The organism is Thermophilibacter sp. (assembly GCF_966187215.1).
Genome location: NZ_CBIFYV010000064.1, coordinates 1 through 20,370, shown reverse-complemented (window position 1 = coordinate 20,370; position 20,370 = coordinate 1). Strand labels below are relative to the sequence as shown.

Annotated in this window: 24 protein-coding genes and 1 tRNA gene; 17 read left to right on the top strand and 8 right to left on the bottom strand. The window is 68.9% G+C overall.

Features of this window, described 5'->3' with window-relative positions; translation table 11 throughout:
- Positions 1–259 (bottom strand): LysR family transcriptional regulator (locus tag ACWTSU_RS05460; protein WP_455138867.1); only part of this gene is annotated, 259 nt, incomplete at its 3' end.
- A 112-nt stretch (positions 260–371) separates the two neighbouring features.
- On the opposite strand from ACWTSU_RS05460, the gene ACWTSU_RS05455 reads away from it, so the two are divergent.
- Genes ACWTSU_RS05455 through ACWTSU_RS05440 form a run of 4 tightly spaced genes read left to right on the top strand, consistent with a single transcriptional unit; the run spans position 372 to position 2,909 of the window.
- The gene (locus tag ACWTSU_RS05455) at positions 372–566 is read left to right on the top strand and encodes a hypothetical protein (protein WP_455138866.1); all 195 of its coding nucleotides are present in this window, start codon (positions 372–374) and stop codon (positions 564–566) included.
- 37 nt (positions 567–603) lie between these two features.
- Positions 604–954 carry a cyclophilin-like fold protein gene (locus tag ACWTSU_RS05450; RefSeq protein WP_455138865.1) on the top strand — a complete coding sequence of 117 codons (351 nt, stop codon included), beginning with the start codon at positions 604–606 and terminating at the stop codon, positions 952–954.
- A gap of 53 nt (positions 955–1,007) precedes the next feature.
- On the top strand, positions 1,008–1,991 hold the full coding sequence (locus ACWTSU_RS05445) for an alpha/beta hydrolase (protein WP_455138864.1): 984 nt from the start codon (positions 1,008–1,010) through the stop codon (positions 1,989–1,991).
- Positions 1,992–2,021: 30 nt separating this feature from the next.
- Entirely contained in the window at positions 2,022–2,909 is an 888-nt protein-coding gene (locus tag ACWTSU_RS05440; protein ID WP_455138863.1) for a DUF3737 family protein, read from the top strand.
- A gap of 86 nt (positions 2,910–2,995) precedes the next feature.
- Here the strand turns inward: ACWTSU_RS05440 and ACWTSU_RS05435 are convergent, their stop codons facing one another.
- Complete coding sequence (locus ACWTSU_RS05435; RefSeq protein WP_455138862.1) at positions 2,996–3,754, bottom strand: SDR family NAD(P)-dependent oxidoreductase; 759 nt, start codon at positions 3,752–3,754, stop codon at positions 2,996–2,998.
- A 176-nt stretch (positions 3,755–3,930) separates the two neighbouring features.
- Between ACWTSU_RS05435 and ACWTSU_RS05430 the strand changes: the two genes are divergently transcribed.
- The 11 genes from ACWTSU_RS05430 (at position 3,931) to ACWTSU_RS05380 (ending at position 13,447) form a co-directional block, all read left to right on the top strand.
- Positions 3,931–4,007, top strand: a tRNA-Pro gene (locus ACWTSU_RS05430).
- Positions 4,008–4,380: 373 nt separating this feature from the next.
- Positions 4,381–5,463: a 3-phosphoserine/phosphohydroxythreonine transaminase gene (gene serC / locus ACWTSU_RS05425; protein WP_455138861.1), complete on the top strand. Its 1,083-nt coding sequence runs from the start codon at positions 4,381–4,383 to the stop codon at positions 5,461–5,463.
- Between the two features lie 12 nt (positions 5,464–5,475).
- Entirely contained in the window at positions 5,476–6,645 is a 1,170-nt protein-coding gene (locus ACWTSU_RS05420; RefSeq protein ID WP_455138860.1) for a 3-phosphoglycerate dehydrogenase family protein, read from the top strand.
- Between the two features lie 2 nt (positions 6,646–6,647).
- Complete coding sequence (locus ACWTSU_RS05415; protein WP_455138859.1) at positions 6,648–8,045, top strand: M20/M25/M40 family metallo-hydrolase; 1,398 nt, start codon at positions 6,648–6,650, stop codon at positions 8,043–8,045.
- Between the two features lie 87 nt (positions 8,046–8,132).
- A complete protein-coding gene (locus ACWTSU_RS05410; RefSeq protein ID WP_455138858.1) occupies positions 8,133–8,849 on the top strand; it encodes a CDP-alcohol phosphatidyltransferase family protein in 717 nt (238 codons plus the stop codon).
- Complete coding sequence (locus ACWTSU_RS05405) at positions 8,846–9,715, top strand: aminomethyl transferase family protein (RefSeq protein WP_455138857.1); 870 nt, start codon at positions 8,846–8,848, stop codon at positions 9,713–9,715. Before ACWTSU_RS05410 ends, ACWTSU_RS05405 begins: the two co-directional genes overlap by 4 nt.
- Positions 9,712–10,092: a RidA family protein gene (locus ACWTSU_RS05400; RefSeq protein WP_455138856.1), complete on the top strand. Its 381-nt coding sequence runs from the start codon at positions 9,712–9,714 to the stop codon at positions 10,090–10,092. The genes ACWTSU_RS05405 and ACWTSU_RS05400 overlap by 4 nt, the downstream gene beginning before the upstream one ends.
- 40 nt (positions 10,093–10,132) lie before the next feature.
- Positions 10,133–10,558, top strand: a complete 426-nt coding sequence (locus ACWTSU_RS05395) for an FHA domain-containing protein (protein ID WP_455138855.1) — start codon at positions 10,133–10,135, stop codon at positions 10,556–10,558.
- Between the two features lie 5 nt (positions 10,559–10,563).
- A complete protein-coding gene (ftsR, locus tag ACWTSU_RS05390; protein WP_455138854.1) occupies positions 10,564–11,337 on the top strand; it encodes a transcriptional regulator FtsR in 774 nt (257 codons plus the stop codon).
- Positions 11,330–11,863: an adenine phosphoribosyltransferase gene (locus tag ACWTSU_RS05385; RefSeq protein ID WP_455138853.1), complete on the top strand. Its 534-nt coding sequence runs from the start codon at positions 11,330–11,332 to the stop codon at positions 11,861–11,863. Before ftsR ends, ACWTSU_RS05385 begins: the two co-directional genes overlap by 8 nt.
- Before the next feature lie 6 nt (positions 11,864–11,869).
- On the top strand, positions 11,870–13,447 hold the full coding sequence (locus ACWTSU_RS05380) for a chloride channel protein (protein ID WP_455138852.1): 1,578 nt from the start codon (positions 11,870–11,872) through the stop codon (positions 13,445–13,447).
- Positions 13,448–13,601: 154 nt separating this feature from the next.
- Here the strand turns inward: ACWTSU_RS05380 and ACWTSU_RS05375 are convergent, their stop codons facing one another.
- From ACWTSU_RS05375 to ACWTSU_RS05350, 6 genes are all read right to left on the bottom strand, one after another.
- Positions 13,602–14,549, bottom strand: a complete 948-nt coding sequence (locus ACWTSU_RS05375) for an NAD(P)/FAD-dependent oxidoreductase (protein ID WP_455138851.1) — start codon at positions 14,547–14,549, stop codon at positions 13,602–13,604.
- Between the two features lie 414 nt (positions 14,550–14,963).
- Positions 14,964–16,244 (bottom strand): uracil-xanthine permease family protein, encoded by a 1,281-nt coding sequence (locus tag ACWTSU_RS05370; protein ID WP_455138850.1) that lies wholly within the window; start codon positions 16,242–16,244, stop codon positions 14,964–14,966.
- A gap of 71 nt (positions 16,245–16,315) precedes the next feature.
- A complete protein-coding gene (locus ACWTSU_RS05365) occupies positions 16,316–17,638 on the bottom strand; it encodes an NCS2 family permease (protein ID WP_455138849.1) in 1,323 nt (440 codons plus the stop codon).
- 86 nt (positions 17,639–17,724) lie between these two features.
- On the bottom strand, positions 17,725–18,171 hold the full coding sequence (dut, locus tag ACWTSU_RS05360; protein ID WP_455138848.1) for a dUTP diphosphatase: 447 nt from the start codon (positions 18,169–18,171) through the stop codon (positions 17,725–17,727).
- Positions 18,164–18,616, bottom strand: a complete 453-nt coding sequence (gene nrdR / locus ACWTSU_RS05355) for a transcriptional regulator NrdR (protein WP_455138847.1) — start codon at positions 18,614–18,616, stop codon at positions 18,164–18,166. The genes dut and nrdR overlap by 8 nt, the downstream gene beginning before the upstream one ends.
- 95 nt (positions 18,617–18,711) lie before the next feature.
- Positions 18,712–19,149: a LysM peptidoglycan-binding domain-containing protein gene (locus ACWTSU_RS05350; protein ID WP_455138846.1), complete on the bottom strand. Its 438-nt coding sequence runs from the start codon at positions 19,147–19,149 to the stop codon at positions 18,712–18,714.
- Between the two features lie 193 nt (positions 19,150–19,342).
- Between ACWTSU_RS05350 and lexA the strand changes: the two genes are divergently transcribed.
- Positions 19,343–19,990 carry a transcriptional repressor LexA gene (gene lexA / locus ACWTSU_RS05345; RefSeq protein WP_455138845.1) on the top strand — a complete coding sequence of 216 codons (648 nt, stop codon included), beginning with the start codon at positions 19,343–19,345 and terminating at the stop codon, positions 19,988–19,990.
- Positions 19,987–20,370 (top strand): heparan-alpha-glucosaminide N-acetyltransferase domain-containing protein (locus ACWTSU_RS05340; protein ID WP_455138844.1); only part of this gene is annotated, 384 nt, incomplete at its 3' end. The genes lexA and ACWTSU_RS05340, both read left to right, overlap by 4 nt.

The following is a 20,370-nucleotide window of genomic DNA, read 5'->3' as shown; positions in this document are numbered from 1 at the left end:
CAGCGGAGAGTAGGAACTCCTCCCTGTTCCCCCCCACGAGGTCCACGCTTTCTTTGGCGCGGCTACCAAGCCCCATGCCGGGCTCGGTGAGCGAGATCCTCCGGCTGCCGCGCTCGAACAGCCTGCAGCCGAGCTCCCGCTCGAGCTCCTGCATCTGGCGCGACAGCGCGGGCTGCGAGACGTGCAGCACCGACGCCGCGCCCGAGATCGTCCCCTCGCGGGCCACCATGAGGAAGTACTGCAGGTGCCTGAGCTCCATGCGCGTCGCCCCTCTCGTCAAACCATGCAACAGACGCATAACGTCCCATACATCATAGGTCTTTTACATGCCAAGTAGGCCCTCCTAGAATCTATTCCGAAAGGAGGCGCCCATGGGGACCATGCAGGACGACCTGGAGCGCTGCCTCGACCGGGCGCGGTGCACCTGCGAGGAGGGGCGCGTGCGCGAGGCCAAGCGCGCCCTGCTCAGCGAGCGGGGGCGTCTGCTCGACGAGCTGCACGAGCGGCAGCGCGGCATCGACGCGATCGACCACGAGCTCTTCCGCATGGGCGGAGAGCAGCGGTGACGCGGCGCCCGCATAGGACCCGGAGGGGGAGGATGCCATGCACGCCATAACGCTGACGGTAAACGGACGGGAGTTCGCGGCCGCCCTCGAGGCGACTCCGGCCGGCGAGGGGCTTCTCGCCCGGCTGCCGGTGACGCTCTCGATGGACGAGCTCAACGGCAACGAGAAGTACGCCTACCTCGACGAGGTGCTGCCCGCCGACGCGTCGTGCCCCGGCTCCATCGAGGCCGGCGACCTTATGCTCTTTGGCAGCGACTGCCTGGTGCTCTTCTACCAGGGCTTCTCGACCGGCTACCGCTACACGCGTCTCGGGCGCGTGGACGACCCGACGGGGCTCGCCGACGCCTGCGGCCGCGCCGCGGCGACCGTGACCTGGGGGCTCGCATAGGCCGGCGCCCCCACGGACATACACCACACAGACGGACTCAGGAGGAAACCACTATGCAGGACGCAAAGCTCACGCTCACCATGGAGTGGGACAAGACCTTCCCGGCCTCGGACAAGGTGCTCCACTCCAAGGTCACCTTCCACAACCGCTACGGCATCACGCTCGCCGCGGACCTCTACCGCCCGAAGGACGTCGAGGGCCCCTATGCGGCGCTCGCGGTGTGCGGCCCGTTCGGCGCCGTCAAGGAGCAGTGCTCGGGCCTCTACGCGCAGACCATGGCCGAGCGCGGCTTCCTCACGATCGCCTTCGACCCGTCGTACTGCGGCGAGTCGGGCGGCGAGCCGCGCTACATGGCGAGCCCCGACATCAACACCGAGGACTTCATGGCGGCGGTGGACTTCCTCAGCTGCCGCGACGACGTCGACCCGGAGCGCATCGGCATCATCGGCATCTGCGGTTGGGGCGGCCTGGCGCTCAACGCCGCCGCGCTCGACCCGCGCATCAAGGCCACGGTGGCCAGCACCATGTACGACATGAGCCGCATCAACGCCAAGGGCTACTTCGACGAGCAGGACAGCGAGGAGGCCCGTATGGCGAGCCGCCGCGCCCTGGCCGCCCAGCGCACCGAGGACTACCGGACCGGCACCTACGCGCGCGGCGGCGGGGTGGTGGACCCGCTGCCCGAGGACGCCCCCTTCTACGTCAAGGACTACTACGACTACTACAAGACGCCCCGCGGCTACCACCCGCGCTCGCTCAACTCCAACGACGGCTGGAACGTCACCGGCTGCATGAGCTTCCTCAACCAGCCGATCCTGGCCTACGCGGGCGAGATCGAGAGCGCCGTCATGGTGCTCCACGGTGACAAGGCGCACTCCTTCTACATGGGCCGAGACGCGTTCGCGCTGCTCAGGGGCGACAACAAGGTCTTCGAGGTGGTGCCGGGCGCCGTCCACACCGACCTCTACGACGGGGGCGGCAAGAACGCCATCCCGTGGGACAGGGTCCAGGCCTTCCTCGAGAAGTACCTGGGCTAGGCAGGAAGCATCAGGAAAAGAGAGCAGTGCATGACTCAGACCATCGAGAACCAGACCTTCGACCAGGAGCGCGCGCTCTACGGCAGCTACGACGTCCGTGTGGTGGGCTGCGCCTTCGACGGCCCCGCCGACGGCGAGAGCGCCTTCAAGGAGTGCTCGAACGTCGAGGTGGAGCGCGCCTACCTCAACCTGCGCTACCCCTTCTGGCACGACCACGGCCTCACGATTCGCGACTCCGACATGACCGAGCTCTGCCGCGCCGCGCTGTGGTACTCCGACCACATCCTCATCGAGGACACCTCGCTGCACGGCATCAAGGCGCTGCGCGAGTGCGCCGACGCCACGCTGCGCCGCTGCGACATCGTCTCGCCGGAGTTCGGCTGGTCGACGCGCGGCTGCGTGATGGAGGGCTGCTCCGCCGAGAGCGAGTACTTCATGATGCGCTCGAGCCATCTGCGCTTCAGCGACGTGCGCTTCAGGGGCAAGTACTCGTTCCAGTACATCGAGGACGCCGTCTTCGAGAACTGCGTGCTCGATACCAAGGACGCGTTCTGGCACGCAAGGAACGTCACGGTGCGCGACAGCCTGGTCAAGGGAGAGTACCTCGGCTGGTACAGCGAGAACGTCACCTTCGAGAACTGCACGATCACCGGCACGCAGCCGCTGTGCTACTGCCGCGGCCTCAAGCTCGTGAACTGCCGGATGGTCGACTGCGACCTCGCCTTCGAGCGCTCCGTCGTTGACGCCGACGTCACCACGCCGGTCGTGAGCATCAAGGACCCGCTCGAGGGCAGCCGTATCCGCGTGCCCGAGGTCGGCGAGGTCATCCGCGACATCGACGGCGCCACCGGCGTGGTCGAGGTCGGCGGCGAGAAGGACCCCAAGGACGAGCGCCCGGCCATGTGCGTCTGCGCGTAGCGCGGCGCGGGGCGCCATGTGACAGAGGGGCCGCCGCCCGCCTCGATGGCCGGGCGGCGGCCCCTCGTCCTTCTCGCCAGGCGCGCTTAGAGCTGTGAGGTCAGGCCCCCGTCAACGTAGATGGTCTGGCCGGTGCAGTAGGTGTTGGCCTCGCTCGCGAACACGAGCATCTGGGGCACGAGCTCGGCCGGCTCGGCGAAGCGCTTGAGCACGGTGCGGTTCTTGAGAACGAGCGAGCCCTCGGCCTCGAGGGCGTCGTGCGTCATCTCGGTGTCAAAGACGCCCGGCGCGATGGCGTTCACGAGGACCCCGGCGTCGGCGAGCTCGGCCGCCAGCGCCCGCGTGAGCTGCAGGACGCCGCCCTTCGCGGCGAAGTAACCGATCTGCAGCGCGCCCGCCTGGATCGCCCCGACCGAGGCGATGTTGACCACGCGCCCGTAGCCCTGCGCGCGGAACAGCGGCGCGACCTCGCGCGTCATGAGGAATACGCTCGAGAGGTCGGTGGCGATGACCTTCTCCCACTGCTCGGTCGTGTGCTGCTCGAGCGGGTTGTACTCGCAGACGCCGGCGTTGTTGACCAGCACGTCGACGTGACCGAACTCCTGCCTGACCGCGGCGACGGCGGCCTTGATGGAGTCCTCGCTCGAGACGTCGCAGGCCACGGGCAGGCAGCGCACGCCCAGGCCACGCAGCTCCTCGGCGAGTCGCTCCAGCCGCTCGACGCGCCGGGCGAGCACCGCGACGTCGGCGCCCTGTTCGGCGAGCGCGCGGGCGAACGCCTCCCCGAGGCCCGACGAGGCCCCGGTCACGATGGCCACGCGTCCGTGGAAGTCAAGGTTGAGCATGGTATCCCCCATTTGGTCGGTTACGGGTCACGCCGATGGTAGGGGAGCCCCGGGGCACGCGACGGCACATTTCGGCGGTCGAGGGGATCGTGAGGCGGACGGGACCGGAATCGAGATACTTGGCAAACCTCGCTTGCCATGCAGACGGCATGCTGCTATAGTGCTTCCTTGCGAAACGGGTGGTGGCGCAGTTTGGTAGCGCACTTGACTGGGGGTCAAGGGGTCGCTGGTTCGAATCCAGTCCACCCGACCAGAGAGCACGCAGGCCGTAGGACATGTGAGCCTACGGCCTGTTTTTTTGTTTGCTCGCTTTTCCCGTAACCCACATGGGGCCCCTTGGGGAACGAACGACGCCCGCGCTTCACAAGTTGGGCGGTTTTTCTCAACCCCTCCGAGTAGCGGGGGAACTATGCCTCGCAAAGCCCCAGCTCAGAGCCTTGATCAATATCTCGCTACCCAGCGCCTCCCTGAGAAACCGCCCAACTTGTGCGACTGCGCCCGACCGGCCCCAGCTGGTGCTCGCGCTCTGAAACCAGCCTGATACACAACGCGCGCCACAGCGGGCTACCATTGCCTCATCTGTCAGCGGCGCCCGCACCCGCGGGCGCAGAGCAGGGAGGCCCGACATGGCACGTGTGTACAACTTCTCCGCCGGTCCTGCCGTCCTGCCCGAGGAGGTCCTCGGGCAGTGCGCGGACGAGATGCTCGACTACGCCGGCTGCGGCATGAGCGTCATGGAGATGAGTCACCGATCGTCCGTGTTCCAGGGCATCATCGAGACCGCCGAGGCCGACCTGCGCGAGCTCATGGGCGTGCCCGACACCTACAAGGTGATCTTCACCCAGGGCGGCGACTCGCTGCTGTTCGCAACCGTCTTCATGAACCTGGCGCGCAACGGCAAGGCCGACTACGTCCTCACCGGCAACTGGTCCAAGAAGGCGTTCCAGGAGGCTCAGATCCTCGGTGACGCCGTGGCCGTGGCCAGCTCGGCCGACAGGAACTTCTCCTACATCCCCGACTGCTCCGACCTGCCCATCCGCGAGGACGCGAGCTACCTCTACATCTGCGAGAACAACACGATCTACGGCACCCGCTTCTGGGAGCTGCCCGACACCAAGGGCCACGAGCTCGTCTCGGACCAGTCCTCGATGTTCCTCTCGGGCCCGGTGGACGTCAGCCGCTACGGCCTCATCCACGCCGGCGTGCAGAAGAACGTGGGTCCCGCGGGCGTCCAGATCGTGATCGTGCGCGAGGACCTCATCCCCGACGACCTGCCCGGCGTCCCCACGATGCTCAGGCTCAAGACGCAGGCCGACGCCGGCTCGCTCTACAACACGCCCAACTGCTGGGGCATCTACGTGTGCGGGCTCGTCTTCAAGTGGCTGAAGGCGCAGGGCGGCCTCGAGGCGGTGGGGGAGAAGAACGCCGAGAAGGCCAAGCTCCTCTACGACTTCCTCGACGCCTCCGAGCTCTTCTCGTCCACCGTCGAGCCCAAGGACCGCTCGCACATGAACGTGCCGTTCGTCACCGGCGACAAGGACCTTGACGCCGAGTTCGTGGCCGAGGCGGCCAAGGCGGGCCTCGTCAACCTCAAGGGCCACCGCTCCGTGGGCGGCATGCGCGCCTCGATCTACAACGCGATGCCGCGCGAGGGCGTCGAGGCGCTGGTCGCCTTCATGAAGGACTTCGAGCTCGCCCACCGGGCGTAGGGGGGAAGCGCCGTGTATCGCATCCACTGCATGAACAACATCTCCAAACTGGGCACCAACCTGCTCGAGGACGCCGGCTACGAGCTCGTCGATGACGCTGGCGCGGCCAACGCGTGGCTCGTCCGCAGCGCGAACCTCCACGACCTCGAGCTGCCCGAGGGGCTGCTCGCCATCGCGCGTGCCGGCGCGGGCGTCAACAACATCCCGGTCGCGCGCTGTGCCGAGCGCGGCATCGTGGTCTTCAACACGCCCGGCGCCAACGCCAACGCCGTCAAGGAGCTCGTGATCTGCGGCATGCTGCTCGCCTGCCGCGACGTCATCGGCGGCACCGAGTGGGTCCACGCCAACTGCGACGACCCGCAGATCTCCAAGGCGGCCGAGAAGGCCAAGAAGCGCTTCGGCGGCTGCGAGCTGGCTGGCAAGAGGGTCGGCGTGGTCGGGCTCGGCGCGATCGGGGCCAAGGTGGCCGACGCGCTCATCGCCCTGGGCGCCGAGGTGATGGGCTACGACCCGTACCTCTCGATCAACGCCGCCTGGAGGCTCGACCGCCGCATCGAGCACGTGACCGACCTCGCGCAGCTGATGGCCGCATGCGACTTCGTGACCCTGCACGTGCCGGCGACCGACCAGACGCGCGGCATGATCTCGGCAGACATGATCGCGCGGATGCGCCCCGGCTCGGTGCTGCTCAACTTCGCGCGCGACTCGCTCGTCGACGAGCAGGCCCTCGCCGAGGCCCTCGACGACGGGCGCGTGGGCCGGTACGTCACCGACTTCGCCAACCCCGCGAGCGCGACGATGAGAAACGCCATCGTCCTGCCGCACCTGGGCGCCTCGACCGGCGAGGCCGAGGACAACTGCGCCGTCATGGCGGCCAACGAGCTGCGCGACTACCTCGAGAACGGCAACATCGTGAACTCGGTGAACTACGGGCGCGTGGACCTCGGCCCGCTCGTCCGCGGCGCGCGACTGGCCCTCTTCCACGACAACGCGCAGGGCGTCATCGGGCGCGTCTCGCAGGCCGTGGCCGAGAGTGGGCTCAACATCGAGAACATGAGCAACGTGAGCCGCGACGCGGACGCCTACACCCTGCTCGAGGTCACCGGCGAGGTGGGCGACGACGTGGTCGCCAGGCTGTCCTCGCTCGAGGCCGTGCGCCGCGTGCGCCTCATCCGCGCCTGATTGTGGCCGCCCTCGTCGAGCGCGACCCCTGCGCGCACTTCGCGGCGGAGGACGCCTATCCCGGCCTCGACGTCGAGGGGGCGGTGCGGCGCCTGGCCGCGGCGCTGAGATTCCGCACCGTCTACCGCACGCCCGAGACCACGGACTTCTCGGCCTTCGACGAGCTGCATGAGCTGATTCGTCGCTCGTACCCCACGATCGCCGCGCTTGGCACCTTCGAGCTGGTTGGCCACTCGGTCCTGATCTGCGTGGAGGGCACGGACCCGGGGCTTCCCGGCGCCCTCCTGCTCGCGCACCAGGACGTGGTGCCCGCCGACGACGCGGGCGACTGGGCCCACGACCCCTTCGGCGGCCACGTGGACGACGAGTGGGTCTGGGGCCGCGGGGCACTCGACATCAAGTGCATGCTCATGGGCGAGCTCGAGGCCGTGGAGTTCCTCCTCGCGCATCACGGGCGGCCGAGAAGGACCGTGTGGCTGGCCTTCGGCGAGGACGAGGAGGTCGAGAGTCGCGGCGCCACCGCGCTCGCCGCCGAGCTCGCGCGGCGCGGCGCTCGCGCGGCCTTCTCGCTCGACGAGGGCGTCTCGACGTTTTCCGACGCCGCCGCCTACGGCGCCCCGGGCGTCACGGTCGCCGACGTGTGCCTCTCCCAGAAGGGCTACCTCGACCTGCGCCTCACCTGTCGGGGACGCGGGGGACACTCCTCGAACCCCTTCGGCGGCACGTCGCTCGAGCGCGTCTGCCGCGCCGTGGCGGCGCTCGCCGAGCACCCATTGCCGCCGCGGCTCACGCGACCCGTCGCCGACGCCTTCCGCGCGCTCGCGCCCCGCGTGACGGAGCCCCCCTTCAGGGAGCTCGTCGGCGACGTGGACGCCAACGCGGACCAGATCGCGGCCGCCGCCGCGCGCGTGCGCGAGCTCTACCCGCTCGTGTGCACCACGATGTCGGTCGCCCAGGTGATGGGCAGCGCGAGCGCGCCCAACGTCATGCCCGGCGACGCGAGCGCAACCCTCAACCTCCGGTTGCTCCCCGGCACGGATGCGGACGACGCGCTCGCGTGGGCGCGGGAGACGGTTGGGGAGGGCGTCGAGGTCGATGCGCTGCACCACACGCCGTCCGGGCGCCTCGACGAGGCCGCGGGCGTGGGCTACGAGGCCCTGGTGGCGGCGGTCGGTCGCTTCCACCCCGACGTGACCGTCGTTCCCTCGGTCATGCGCGCGGGGGCCGACTCGATCCGCTACGAGGCCGTCTGCGACTCGCTTCTGCGCTTCACGCCGTTCCGGCCCGATCCCGCCGAGCTCGCGCGCGGCGTGCACGGGCCGGACGAGCGCATCTCGCGGCGCGTCTACGCCCAGGGCATCCGGCTGATGATCGACCTCTTGGAGCGAAGCGCGCTGTAAGGGTCTGGTGAGGGGTCCCGGGACGTGTCTCGAATTACGCTACCATGGGTACCTTGTACGAGGTGCGAACGATTTCCAGGGAAGGCCATGTCAGAGAGAACCGAGCATACCAAGGATCTCCTCAAGAGCTTCGCCGACGCCGACGCGGCCGAGCGGCAGGCCCAGGGACGCTCCGACGTCCCCGTGGGCACCTCGGGCAACCCCTCCACGCAGGTCCTCACCCTCGCGAACGTGATCACCTTCTGCCGCCTGGGCCTCACGGTCGCCTTCCTCGTGCTCTTTGCCGGCGGCGTTCAGCGCACGGCCGCGCTCGTCTGCTACGTGGTCGCCGCCTCGACCGACTTCCTCGACGGCCAGGTGGCGCGCCGCACTCGCACCGTCAGCTGGCTCGGCAAGATCATGGACCCCATCATGGACCGGGTGCTCCTGTTCACCGGCGTGCTGGGGCTGCTGATCGTGGGCGAGCTGCCGCTGTGGATGCCCGTCTTCGTGATCGGGCGCGACGTCTACCTCGCCGTGGGTGGCCTCATCCTGCAGCACTTCCGCCGGCGCCCGCTTGACGTGGCCTACGTGGGCAAGGCTGCCACCGCGCTGCTCATGCTCGGCTTCTGCGACCTGCTGCTCGGGCTGCCCGTGATCGACGGGCTCGCCATCGTGGACGTGAGCTGGCTGCCCGTCCTCAACCACCAGGCCGGCGCCGTGGGCATCCTCTTCGTCTACGCCGGCGTGGTCTGCTCGTTCGTCACCGCGGTCATCTACACGCTGCGCGGAGCGCGCATCGTCCGCGAGTCGAGGACCCGATGAGCGTCCGGCGGGACGGCGTGCTGCGCGCCGAGCACGAGCTGCTCGGGGCCCGCTTCGCCGACGGGGGCGAGACGGGCTTCGACTTCGTGGAGCGCTACGCCAACGAGTCCGCTGACGGGGCCGACGTCCTGCTCGCCGACCTCACCGGTGCGACCTACCTGCTCCTGAGCGGCAGCGGCGCGGCCTCGCTCGCCTCGGCGGCCCTCGCGGGCCGGCGGCTCTCGGTGGGGGAGTGCGCCTTCGAGGCGGTCCTCGCCGGCGACGGCGCGCTCGTGTCGGTGCCGCTCGCGCTGCGCTCCGGCGACGACGAGTTCGTCCTGCTCGACCCCTCCCCGCGCGGGCCCGTGCTGTCCGGCTGGCTCGGCTTCCTGCTCGGCTCCGTGGCCGAGAGGGACCCGGAGCTCACCGACGTGCGCCTGGACGGCGCGGCCGACATGCTCGTCTGCCTCGGGCTTCTCGGCCCCGGTGCCGCCCGCGTGCTCTCCGACTACGTGCGCGACCCCTCCGAGCTGCCCGCCCCCGGCCAGGTGCGCCAGGTCACGCTCGACGCGATCGGCTGCATGGTCGCCCGCCCGCAGTCGTCCGCGGACGACGCCTACCTGGTCTTCGTGCCGCCCGCGGCCGCCCGGCGCCTGTGGCGCAGCCTGCTCTCGTTCACCGAGGTCGCGCCCGTGGGCCACGCCGAGCTGCGCGGGCAGCTCGCGGGGCTCCCGTGGGGCGGGCTGCTCGCCGGGGGCGACCTGGTCCGCGCCGAGCCGGACCTTCTCGCCGGGCAGGGACTTCTCCGAGCGGGCGGCGACTTCGTGGGCGCCCGCGCGCTCGGGTGGGACGCGGCCACGCCTTCCGATGAGAGGAGCGAGCGATGAAGTACTCGATCAACGCGCGTCAGGCCCCGGAGGCCTTTGGTCCGTACTCGCAGGGCACCACGGCGGGTCGGCTCGTCTTCGCCTCCGGGCAGCTGCCCATCTCGGCCGAGGACAGCCGGACCCTAGTGCCCGGCGGGATCCGCGAGCAGACGGAGCGCGTCATCGACATCATCGAGGGCATCCTGGACGAGGTTGGCTGCACCCTGTCCGACGTCGCGCAGACGACGGTCTACCTCGCCTCGCTCGATGACATGGACGCCATGAACGAGGTGTACGCGCGTCGCTTCACCACGCCGGCCCCGGCACGGGCCGTGGTGGGCGTCTCCGAGCTGCCGCTCGGCGCGCTCGTCGAGATGGACTGTGTCGCGTGCCGCTGATGCGCGCTATCATGTGATTGGAAACGACGAGGGGAGAGAGATGCCCGCTTCCAACACCAGCTCCGGCGCCACCGAGATCTTCCGCATGCCGTCGGCCGACGCCACCGTGCCCGACCTCATGGGCTCGACCCGGCCGTCGCACCCCACCCTCACGATCGTGAAGGGGCCGCAGACCGGGGAGGTGTTCGAGCTCGACGCCCCCGAGATCACGCTCGGGCGCGACCCGCGCAACAGCGTGTTCCTCAACGACATGACGGTCTCGCGCCGCCATGCCCGCATGGACCTCGGCGCCATCGCCTCCGGCATGGCCACGATCGAGGACCTCGGCTCGCTCAACGGCACCTGGGTCGATGGCGCCATCGCGTCGCGCGCCACGCTCAAGGACGGCTCCACGGTTCAGATCGGCACCTTCCGCATGGTCTTCCACACCAACGCCCGACCGCGCCGGATCGACGCCGAGGGGTAGCCCCCATGACCGACGCCGGCTACCTGACCATCGGCAAGGTCGTCAAGAAGCTGCAGCAGCAGTACCCTGACCTGTCCGTCTCCAAGGTCCGCTACCTTCAGGACGAGGGGCTTCTCGACCCCGCGCGCACACCGAGCGGCTATCGCCTGTACTCGAGCCGTGACGTGCGGCGCCTCGAGAAGATCCTCTACCTTCAGAAGAACCGCTTTCTGCCGCTCTCGGTCATCCGCGAGGAGCTGGAGCGCGAGGACAACGGCCAGGCGCCCGCCGCGGCCGTCTCGCTCGACGGCGCCGTCCCCATGCCCGCCGACGACGAGGAGACCGCCGGCAAGCTGCACCCCATCGACCGCATGCCCGAGCTCGCCGGCGCCTCGGTCAGCTTCGTGCGCCAGCTCTCGGAGGCGGGCGTCATCACCCTCACGCGCTCCCCACACGGCCGCGATCTGGTCGACGGTCGTGACCTGCCCCTGATTCGCATCTGTGACGAGCTGCGTCACTTTGGCATCGGGCCCAGGAACCTGCGTCAGTACGTCATCGCCGCGAACCGCGAGTCGTCGATGTTCGAGCAGGCCCTCGTGGTGTACTCGGCCAAGGCCGGCGGGGTGGAGGTCGAGAACACCGAGGCGGCGCGCGAGCGCTACGACCAGGCGTTCGCGCGGATGCTCAGCCTCACCAACACCGTTCGCGACGAGCTCATCGCCCGCCGTGTGTCCAGTCCGTTCGCAGACGCCCAGCCCGAGGGAGGAGAGGGGCGTCGGGGGAGGAGATCTCATGGCTGACTTCGACTTCGAGAGCCGCATCGTGGACATCCCGGACTATCCCGAGCCCGGGGTCGTCTTCAAGGACATCACGCCGCTGTTCGATGACGCCGAGGCCCTGCACGCTGTCATCGATGCGCTCTCCGAGCACTTCGCTGGGCGCGGCATCACCAAGGTTGTGGGCGCCGAGGCGCGCGGCTTCATGGTGGGCGTGCCGGTGGCCTATGCCCTGGGCTGCGGCTTCGTGCCGGCGCGCAAGCCCGGCAAGCTGCCGCGCGAGATCTTCTCGCAGACCTATTCGCTCGAGTACGGCACCGACGAGCTCCAGATCCACCGCGACGCGCTCACGCCCGACGACCGCGTGCTCATCGTCGACGATCTCGTGGCCACCGGCGGCACCGCCGTGGCCACCGCCAAGCTCGTCGAGCAGTCCGGCGCCGCGGTTGAGGGCTTCGGCTTCATCCTCGAGCTCTGCTTCCTGAACCCCCGCGCGACCATCGCGCAGGAGTGCCCGCAGGAGGTCTTCACCCTCGTCAAGGTGGACTAGCGCCCCATGGCGGAGCGGGGCGACGGGGGCAGCCCGGCGGCGCGACGCCTCTCGCGTCGCTTCCGCGTGACGCTCGTCTGGGAGGGTGCGCTTGTGGGCGTCGCGGGCGGCGCGGTGGTCACCCTCTACCGGCTCGCCCTGTCGGGCGCCGAGGGGCTGCTGCGCGGGCTCACCTCGGCCGCCGCCGGGGACGCATTCCTCATGGCGGCCTGGTTCGCCACGCTCGCCGTCCTGCTCGTCGCGGTCTCCGCCCTCATGCGCTGGGAGCCGGCCACCGCCGGCTCGGGCATACCGCAGGTCGACGCCGAGGTCGCCGGGCGCTTTGACGCCCCCTGGGCGCGCGTCGTGCCCGCCAAGTTCTGCGAGGGGACGCTGCTCGCGCTGGCGGGCCTCTCGTTGGGTCGCGAGGGCCCCTCGGTCCAGCTCGGCGGCATGGCCGGCAAGGCCGTCTCGCGCGGCCTGCGCCGCAGGAGGGGAGAGGAGCGCCTGCTCGTCACCTGCGGGGCAGCGGCGGGCATGTCGGCCGCCTTCCACGCGCCGCTGACCGGCGTGCTCTTCGCCCTCGAGGAGATCCACCGCCAGTTCTCGGCGCCGCTCATCATCTCGGTCATGTGCTCGGCCGTGGCCTCCGACTTCCTCGTCTCGCAGGTTCTCGGCGTGACGCCCGTGGTGAGCCTGGTCTTCGTGCAGGACCTGCCGCACCTCGACTACGCGCTCGTCGCCGCGCTCGGCCTGCTCTGCGGGCTGCTCGGCGCGCTGCACAACCGGGGGATGTTCGCGGCGCAGGGCCTCTTTGACAGGATCGTGCGCGGGACGCCCGCGAGCCGGCTCGTCCTGCCGTTTGCCCTGGCTGGCATCGCCGCCTTCGCGTGGCCGGAGCTCATGTGCGGCGGGGACGCAATCGTGCGCCTGCTGCGCGCGCCCCAGACGCCGGCGCTCATGACGCTGCTCGCCCTGCTCGTGGGCAAGTACCTGTTCACGGCCGTGTGCTTTGGCTCAGGGGCGCCCGGCGGCACGCTCTTTCCGCTCGTCGTCATGGGGGCGCTCGTGGGCGGCGCCTTTGCCTGGGGACCCGCTCGGGCGCTCGGGCTCTCGGAGACCTTCTTCCCGAACTTCGTGGCCCTCGGCGTGGCCGGGCTCTTCTCGGGGGTCGTGCGGGCCCCGGTGACGGCCGTGGTGCTCGTCTTCGAGCTCACCGGGTCGCTCGACGCGCTTCTGTCCGTCACGCTCGTCTCGGTGATCGCCTATGTGGTGTCGAGCCTGACCAACACCGACGCGTTCTACGAGCACCTGCTCGCGCGCCTGGATCCCGGAGCCGGCCGGGTTGCGCCCCGGGGGCGCAAGGATCTGGGGACGTGCGTGGTGGGCGCGGGAAGCCGACTGGAGGGGTCGCTCGTCCGTGACGTGCCGTGGCCCGACGGCACGCGCCTCGTGACGATCGAGCGCGACGGGAGCGAGCTGGTGCCCACGGGCGAGACGCGCCTGAGGGCCCTGGACGAGCTGCTCTTCATCGCCGGTGAGGACGAGCTCCCCGACGCGCGCCTCAAGCTCTCCGTGATGTGCGAGCCTCGTGTGAGGTCCTGAGCCGGGGAAGAGGTGCGGCCTTGGGACGCTCTTCTCGACCAGAGCGTCCGGAGGCCGCATGTGTATCCAACTTGTCTAGTCTGGTCTCTACTTTACATAAGATATATTATCACGGTTTTAGTTTGGCGGAGAGAATGACGACAGAAGCGGTCTTTCAACCCTCGACGGGCAGACCGAGGTACGCCGCCGCGCTCGTGGCGGCAACCGCCCCGTCAGAAGCGGCCGTCACGATCTGACGCAGCGGCTTTGCCCGCGCGTCGCCGGCCACGAACAGCCCCGGCGTACTCGTCTCCATCCGCTCGTTCGTGACCGCGTAGCCGGCGGCGTCGAGCTCGCAGAGTCCCTTCAGGAGCTCGGTCTCGGGCTGTCGGCCCACGAGGACGAAGACTCCGAACGAGCCCTCGTCGTACGTCTCGCGGCTCAGCGCACCCGTGGCGTTGTCGCGCAGCGTGAGCGTGGTCGGCAGCTCGTCGCCCTCGATTGAGACGATGCTCGTGAGCAGGCGCATCTCGACCTTCTCGTCCTCCTCGAGGGCGCGGACGAGCGACGCCTGGGCGCGCAGGTGGTCCTTTCGGACCACGAGGGTCACCTTGCTGGCGAGCCGCGCCAGGAACAGCGCCTCCTCGGCGGCGGAGTTGCCTCCCCCGACCACGAACACGTGTTTGTTTCGATAGAACATGCCGTCGCACGTGGCGCAGTACGAGACGCCGCGCCCAGCGAAGCGCTCCTCGCCCTCGAAGCCGGCGCGTCGCGGCCGCGCGCCGGCGGCGACGATGACTGCCGCGGCGTCATAGGCGCGCTCAGAGCCTCGCACGGTCAGCCGACCGCTCGCGGGGTCGCGCTCGATGGCACGAACGGTGTCGGACTCAATGCGCGCTCCGAGGTCGACGGCCTGGGAGCGCATGGCGTCGGCGAGGCCGTAACCGTCGGCGTGCGGCACGCCCGGATAGTTGTCGACCTCGCTTGTGAGGATGACCTGCCCGCCGATCGCCTCGCGCTCGAGCAGCACCGTGTCGAGCAGCGAGCGCTGCGCGTAGACGGCCGCCGAGAGGCCCGCGGGGCCGCCGCCGACGATGACGAGGTCGTGCTTCTCGGTATCCATGTGATCCCCTCTCGTTTGCTTGACCCTAGGATACCCCGCTCTCCCCCGTCGCAGACCCGAATATGCTACTTAATAAATAACATATTGGCCAATGAGACCGATTTTGAACATGGGGTAGGTTCAGGAGCACGTCCTCGTTTTTCGTTCGCCCACAGATGACCCATTTGTGCATTTGTCGCCCACAAATGGGTCATCTGTGGGCTCCTATGCAGCTCAGACGAGCTGTCGGGGCCCGAATCAGAATCATTTGTCCATGATTCGATACATCTGAGTGCTTAGGTACGCTTCCTGGCCCACACTTCTGTGAAGTGTGGCCAGGTGGGTGACTTCAGGGTCGAGGGGCTGACACGGGAGCGCGCCCCGTCACGAGATGCACGACGGGGCGCGGCAGGATGCGAGGCATGTGGTCCGGGGCTACTCGCTCGCGGCCGCCCCCTCCTCCGCGGGGCGCGGCAGGATGAGGTTCATGACGATGCCGACGAGCGTGGAGGTGGCCATGCCGGGGAGCGTGTAGTCGCCGATGGGAATGGCGATGCCGGAGGTCTCCATGCCCACGCCCAGGATGATGACGACCGAGGCAATCATGAGGTTGCGGTTGACGTCGAAGTCAACGCGGTTGGAGACGAGCATGCGCAGGCCGTTGGAGGCGATGAGGCCGAAGAGCAGCAGGCTCACGCCGCCCATGACCGGGCTCGGGATGGACTGGATGAGGGCGGCGAGCTTGGGGCAGAAGCCCCCCACCACCAGGGCGAAGCCGGCGGCGTACCAGAAGATCTGCGTGGAGTAGACGCGCGTGACGCTCATGACGCCGATGTTCTCTGCGTAGGTGGTCGTGGGAGGGCCGCCCAGGAAGCCCGAGATCACGGTCGAGATGCCGTCGCCCGCGAGCGAGCGCGGGAGCATCGGGCGGTAGTCCTTGCCCACGATCTCGCCGACGGCGAGCAGGTGACCGATGTGCTCGATGACCACGACCACGGCGACGGGCGCCACGAGCGCGATCGCGCCCGGGTCAAAGACGGGCATCGACACGTGCGGCAGGCCGATCCAGGCCGCCTCGGCGACCGGCGCGAAGTCCACCAGGCCGAGCGCGAGCGACACGAGGTAGCCCACGATGATGGCGAGAAGAACCGGCACGGTCCCGACGATGCCGCCCATGCTCGAGAAGACCACGGCCGCCGCGAGCGTGATGCCGGCCACGATGGCGCCCGTGCCGAAGAAGGCGCTCGTCCCGTCGGGCAGGTCGGTCATGAAGGCCATGTCGGCCGCCGTAGCGGCCAGACCCACGCCGATGACCACCATGACGGAGGCCACGAGCACCGGCGGCAGCAGGCGGTCGAGCCAGCCGGTACCCACCAGGCGGATGATGCCAGCCACCGCGAGGAACACCAGGCCGGCCACGATGACGCCCGACATGGCGGCGGAGAGGCCCTTGGTGGCGCCCACCGCGAGGATGGGGCTGATGAAGGCGAAGGAGCTGCCGAGGTAGCTCGGGATCTTGTTGCCGGTGACGAGCAGGTAGCAGATCGTGCCGATGCCCGAGCACATGATGGCCACGTTGGGGTCGAGCCCGGTGAGGACCGGTACGAGCACCGTGGAGCCGAACATGCTCATCATGTGCTGGATTCCCAGCGGGATGGCGCGTCCGACGGAGACGCGGTCGTCCACACCGATGACCTCGCGCTCGTGTGCGCTCATGGACCACTCCCTTCAGTCGAGACGTATGAAAAAGGCCCGGCCGCTTGCGACCGGGCCATGAGGCCAAACCCCTACGAGAAGAGCGGCGAGAGGAAGTACACGATGAAGGCGAGCGTGGCGACCCACATGAGCGGCTTGATCTTGTCGAGCTTGCGGCCGAAGATAGCGCAGACGACATAGGCGATGAAGCCGAAGCCGATGCCGGCGGAGATCGAGTACGTCATGCAGATGCCCGCCACGATCATGAACGCCGGGAAGCCCTCCTGGATGTCCCCCCAGTTGATGCTCGACACGTCGCCCATCATGAGGTAGCCAACGTAGACGAGCGCGCCGCAGGTGGCGGCACCGGGCACACAGTTGATGATCGGCGAGAAGAACGCGGCGAGCAGGAACAGGACGCCCGTGGTGATGGAGGTGAGGCCCGTGCGGCCACCGTCGGCCGCGCCGGAGGTGGACTCGACGAAGGTGGTGATCGAGGAGGCGCCCACGAGGCCGCCCACCGCGGCGGCGGCGGAGTCGACGATCAGGATCTCCTTGATGTTCTCGACGTTGCCGTCCTCGGTGAGGAACTCGCCCTGCTTGGCGACGGCCATCGCGGTGCCCATGGTGTCGAAGAAGTCGGACATCATGAGCGAGAAGGCCAGGATGAGCAGGGCCGGGTCGGTGACGACCTTGGCGATGCCCATGACGCCGTTGGCGTCGCTCTGGAAGGGCGCGCCAAAGGTGGAGAAGTCAAGCGGAGAGACGATGGACGTCGGCATCGCGGTCACGCCGAGCGGGATGCTGCAGATCACGGCGACGAGGATGCCGAGGAGGATGGAGCCCTTGACGTGAAGGGCCTCGAACAGCACCGTCGCGACAATGGAGATCACGCCGATGGCGAAGGTGTTGTTGAGCTCACCGAGGCCGATCAGCGAGCCGCTCTGAACGATGATGCCGGCGTTGGAGAGGCCGATCATGGCGATGAACAGGCCGAGGCCCACCGAGATCGCGTGGCGCAGGGTCACGGGAATGGCATCCATGATGGCCTCACGCAGGCCACAGAGGACCAGGATGAGGATGGCAACGCCCTCGAGCAGGATGACGCCCATCGCGGCGTGCCAGTCGCCGCCGCACGTGGTGACGGCGGCGGTCGCGATCATGGAGTTGACGCCGAGGCCCGAGGCGCAGGCGAGCGGGCGGTTGGAGATGAGGCCCATGAGAATGGTCATGACGGCGGCGCCGACACACGTGGCCGTGACAAGAGCCGAGTTGGGGACATCGGGCATGCCCTCGCTCAGGATCAGCGGGTTGAGGAAGACGATGTAGGCCATCGCCAGAAACGTCGTGAGGCCGGCGCGCAGCTCCTGACCGGTGGACGTCCCCCTCTCTTCAAGATGCAGGAACTTGTCCATTAAGAGCCATCCCTTTCTGTCGTGCTTGTTGGACAACGTGCATGTCGTCGCCGCCGGAGGGCGGCGGGAGGACCGGGTTCGGGGCGTCAGACGCCGCTCGAGCCGAAGCCGCCCGTGCCACGGTCGGTCTCGTCGAGCTCGCTGACCTCCTGGAGGGTCACCTGCGGGACGCGCTGGATGACGAGCTGGGCGATGCGCTCGCCGCGCTCGATGCGGATGGGTCGCTCGTCGTCGAGGTTGACGGCGCAGACCTTGAGCTCGCCGCGATAGTGGGCGTCAACGAGCCCGGGGGTGTTGGCCATCGAGAGGCCCTCGCGCAGGGCCAGGCCGCTGCGGGGCTGCACGAAGCCCGCGTACCCCTCGGGAATGGCGACGGCCAGGCCGGTGCTCACGAGCCGGCGCTCGTGCGGGGCGAGCTCCACGTCCTCGTTGGCGCGCAGGTCGAGACCCGCGTCGCCCTCGTAGGCGTAGGTGGGCAGCTCCACGGATGGGTCGAGCCGCTTGATGGGCAGCGTGATGCGCTCGTCAGTCATGGGAAAGGCTCCTCAGCTCCTCGCTGAACTCCTCGATGTCCTTGAAGTCGCGGTAGACGGACGCGAAGCGAACGTAGGCGACCTTGTCCACGTCGAGCAGGCGCCTGAGCACTATGCTCCCGAGGTCGGCCGAGCTGACCTCGAAGGAGCCCTGGTCGCGCAGGGTGGCCTCGATATCGTCGATGAGGGCCGTGAGCTTCGAGACGGGAACGTTGCGCTTCACGGTGGCGGTCACGAGGCCCCTCATGAGCTTCTGGCGGTCGAAGGGCTCCTTGTGGCCGTCGCGCTTGACCACGATGAGCGGCATCTCCTCGCAGCGCTCGTAGGTCGTGAAGCGGAACCCGCACCCGGTGCACTCGCGGCGGCGCCTGATGGCATCGTTGCTCTCTGAGGGACGGGAGTCGACGACCTTGGACTCGTCGCAACCGCATCTGGGACAGCGCATCTAACCTCCTCGTGGCCAACGACTAGAGAAGGTATCACAAAACGTTCAAATCTCGCTGAGAAAGCCGATGTGGAAACGAACTGGAAAGAGCAGGGCTAGCCGACCGCCCCGACGGGCATTACGAGACGCTGGCCGACCGTGAGCTCGGCCGAGACGAGGCCGTTGCGCTCCATGGCCCAGGAGACCACCTCGGAGACGGGGACGCCGTCGGGGTCAGAGGCCTCGGCGAGCGACCAGAGGGAGTCGCCGGGCCGCACCGTGACGACGCGCTCGGGAGCGCCGGAGAGCGCGGAGGCGTAGCCGGCGGACGCGCGCGCCTCCGTGAGCAGGGACCCGACGACGAGGGCGAGCACGACGACGGCGCCCGCCGCGACGAACGCGAGCGCCTGGCGGGGCGAGAGTCGACTGCTCGCGGCCGCGGACGCCTCGTGCCCACCTCGGCCGCCCTCTATCAGGACGAGCGTGCTCCGGGGCGCCACCTCGAGAGCGGCGTTTCCGTCAAAGGCCGTGAGGGCGGCTGTGGTGCGTGTCATCGTGCTCCCCTTTCGATCGCGCGTGTCACGACCCGTTATACGGAAGGGGCCGGACAGAAACCCCGCGCGCGGGACCGAACGTCTGTACCCAAGTATGACAGCACGTCTGTTCGTGTCAAGAAAAATCTCGAACACGTGTTTGCGCTTCGCCTCGATACGTCGTATCATGGGACCAGGAGAGAAGGAGGCACACATGGCCAGGGGAAAGCTCAGCAAGCGCCAGCTCGCGATCTACGACTACATCCGCGCCTACTCCGACGAGCACGGCTACCCGCCCTCGGTGCGCGAGATCGGCGCCGCGGTCGGCCTGGCCTCCCCCTCCACCGTTCACATGCACCTTAAGGTCCTCGAGGAGCGCGGCCTCATCAAGCGCGACTCCAAGAAGCCGCGCACCATCGAGGTTGTCGACAAGACCCCGGACGCGGGCGAGCCGCTCGCCAGCGTCTCGCAGGACGTCGACGCCGGCACCATCCGCCTGCCGCTCGTGGGCCGCGTGGCCGCCGGCACGCCCATCCTCGCCGAGCAGAACGTCGAGGAAACGCTCGCGCTCCCCACCTCGGTCGTCGGGGACGCGAGCTCGTTCGTCCTGCGCGTCCGCGGCGAGTCCATGGTCAACGCCGGCATCTTCGACGGCGACTACATCGTCGTCCGCGAGCAGCGCGACGCCCATGACGGCGAGATTGTCGTCGCCCTCATCGACGACTCGGCGACGGTCAAGACGTTCTACCGCGAGCGCGACCGCGTGCGTCTGCAGCCCGAGAACGACACGATGGAGCCCATCTACGTGCGCGACCCCGTGATCCTCGGACGCGTCACCGCGCTCATCCGCTCCATCTCGTGAGCGGCGCAGAGCGCGCCTCGGGCGGCCGCGTCCGTGTCTTCGACCTGGTGCGGGGCCTCTCCGTCGTCTCGATGGTGCTCTTCCACCTGTGCTACGACCTGCGCTACATCGCTGGCCTGCCCCTGGACTGGTTCGCGGGGCCGCTGCGCGAGGCCTGGCGCTGCTCGATCTCGTGGACGTTCGTGTTCGTGGCGGGCTGCATGTGCCCGCTCTCGCGCGACAACCTCCGGCGCGCGCTGCGCTACGGGGCTGTCGCGCTGGCCATCTGGGTGGTGACGAGCGTCGCCGCCGTGGACACGCCCATCTCCTTCGGCATCATCTACTGCATGGCGGCGTGCACCCTCGTCTACTGGCTGCTGGGGCGCGCCCGCCTCGCGCCG

Excerpts from the sequence above, each read along its gene's own strand:
- ACWTSU_RS05450 (WP_455138865.1), top strand. The coding sequence starts at position 604 with ATGCACGCCATAACGCTGACGGTAAACGGACGGGAGTTCGCGGCCGCC.
- ACWTSU_RS05350 (WP_455138846.1), bottom strand. The coding sequence starts at position 19,149 with ATGACACGCACCACAGCCGCCCTCACGGCCTTTGACGGAAACGCCGCT.
- serC (WP_455138861.1), top strand. The coding sequence starts at position 4,381 with ATGGCACGTGTGTACAACTTCTCCGCCGGTCCTGCCGTCCTGCCCGAG.
- ACWTSU_RS05455 (WP_455138866.1), top strand. The coding sequence starts at position 372 with ATGGGGACCATGCAGGACGACCTGGAGCGCTGCCTCGACCGGGCGCGG.
- ACWTSU_RS05440 (WP_455138863.1), top strand. The coding sequence starts at position 2,022 with ATGACTCAGACCATCGAGAACCAGACCTTCGACCAGGAGCGCGCGCTC.
- lexA (WP_455138845.1), top strand. The coding sequence starts at position 19,343 with ATGGCCAGGGGAAAGCTCAGCAAGCGCCAGCTCGCGATCTACGACTAC.
- ftsR (WP_455138854.1), top strand. The coding sequence starts at position 10,564 with ATGACCGACGCCGGCTACCTGACCATCGGCAAGGTCGTCAAGAAGCTG.
- ACWTSU_RS05395 (WP_455138855.1), top strand. The coding sequence starts at position 10,133 with ATGCCCGCTTCCAACACCAGCTCCGGCGCCACCGAGATCTTCCGCATG.
- nrdR (WP_455138847.1), bottom strand. The coding sequence starts at position 18,616 with ATGCGCTGTCCCAGATGCGGTTGCGACGAGTCCAAGGTCGTCGACTCC.
- ACWTSU_RS05380 (WP_455138852.1), top strand. The coding sequence starts at position 11,870 with ATGGCGGAGCGGGGCGACGGGGGCAGCCCGGCGGCGCGACGCCTCTCG.
- ACWTSU_RS05445 (WP_455138864.1), top strand. The coding sequence starts at position 1,008 with ATGCAGGACGCAAAGCTCACGCTCACCATGGAGTGGGACAAGACCTTC.
- ACWTSU_RS05410 (WP_455138858.1), top strand. The coding sequence starts at position 8,133 with ATGTCAGAGAGAACCGAGCATACCAAGGATCTCCTCAAGAGCTTCGCC.
- ACWTSU_RS05400 (WP_455138856.1), top strand. The coding sequence starts at position 9,712 with ATGAAGTACTCGATCAACGCGCGTCAGGCCCCGGAGGCCTTTGGTCCG.
- ACWTSU_RS05365 (WP_455138849.1), bottom strand. The coding sequence starts at position 17,638 with ATGGACAAGTTCCTGCATCTTGAAGAGAGGGGGACGTCCACCGGTCAG.
- ACWTSU_RS05405 (WP_455138857.1), top strand. The coding sequence starts at position 8,846 with ATGAGCGTCCGGCGGGACGGCGTGCTGCGCGCCGAGCACGAGCTGCTC.
- ACWTSU_RS05435 (WP_455138862.1), bottom strand. The coding sequence starts at position 3,754 with ATGCTCAACCTTGACTTCCACGGACGCGTGGCCATCGTGACCGGGGCC.
- ACWTSU_RS05370 (WP_455138850.1), bottom strand. The coding sequence starts at position 16,244 with ATGAGCGCACACGAGCGCGAGGTCATCGGTGTGGACGACCGCGTCTCC.
- ACWTSU_RS05385 (WP_455138853.1), top strand. The coding sequence starts at position 11,330 with ATGGCTGACTTCGACTTCGAGAGCCGCATCGTGGACATCCCGGACTAT.
- dut (WP_455138848.1), bottom strand. The coding sequence starts at position 18,171 with ATGACTGACGAGCGCATCACGCTGCCCATCAAGCGGCTCGACCCATCC.
- ACWTSU_RS05375 (WP_455138851.1), bottom strand. The coding sequence starts at position 14,549 with ATGGATACCGAGAAGCACGACCTCGTCATCGTCGGCGGCGGCCCCGCG.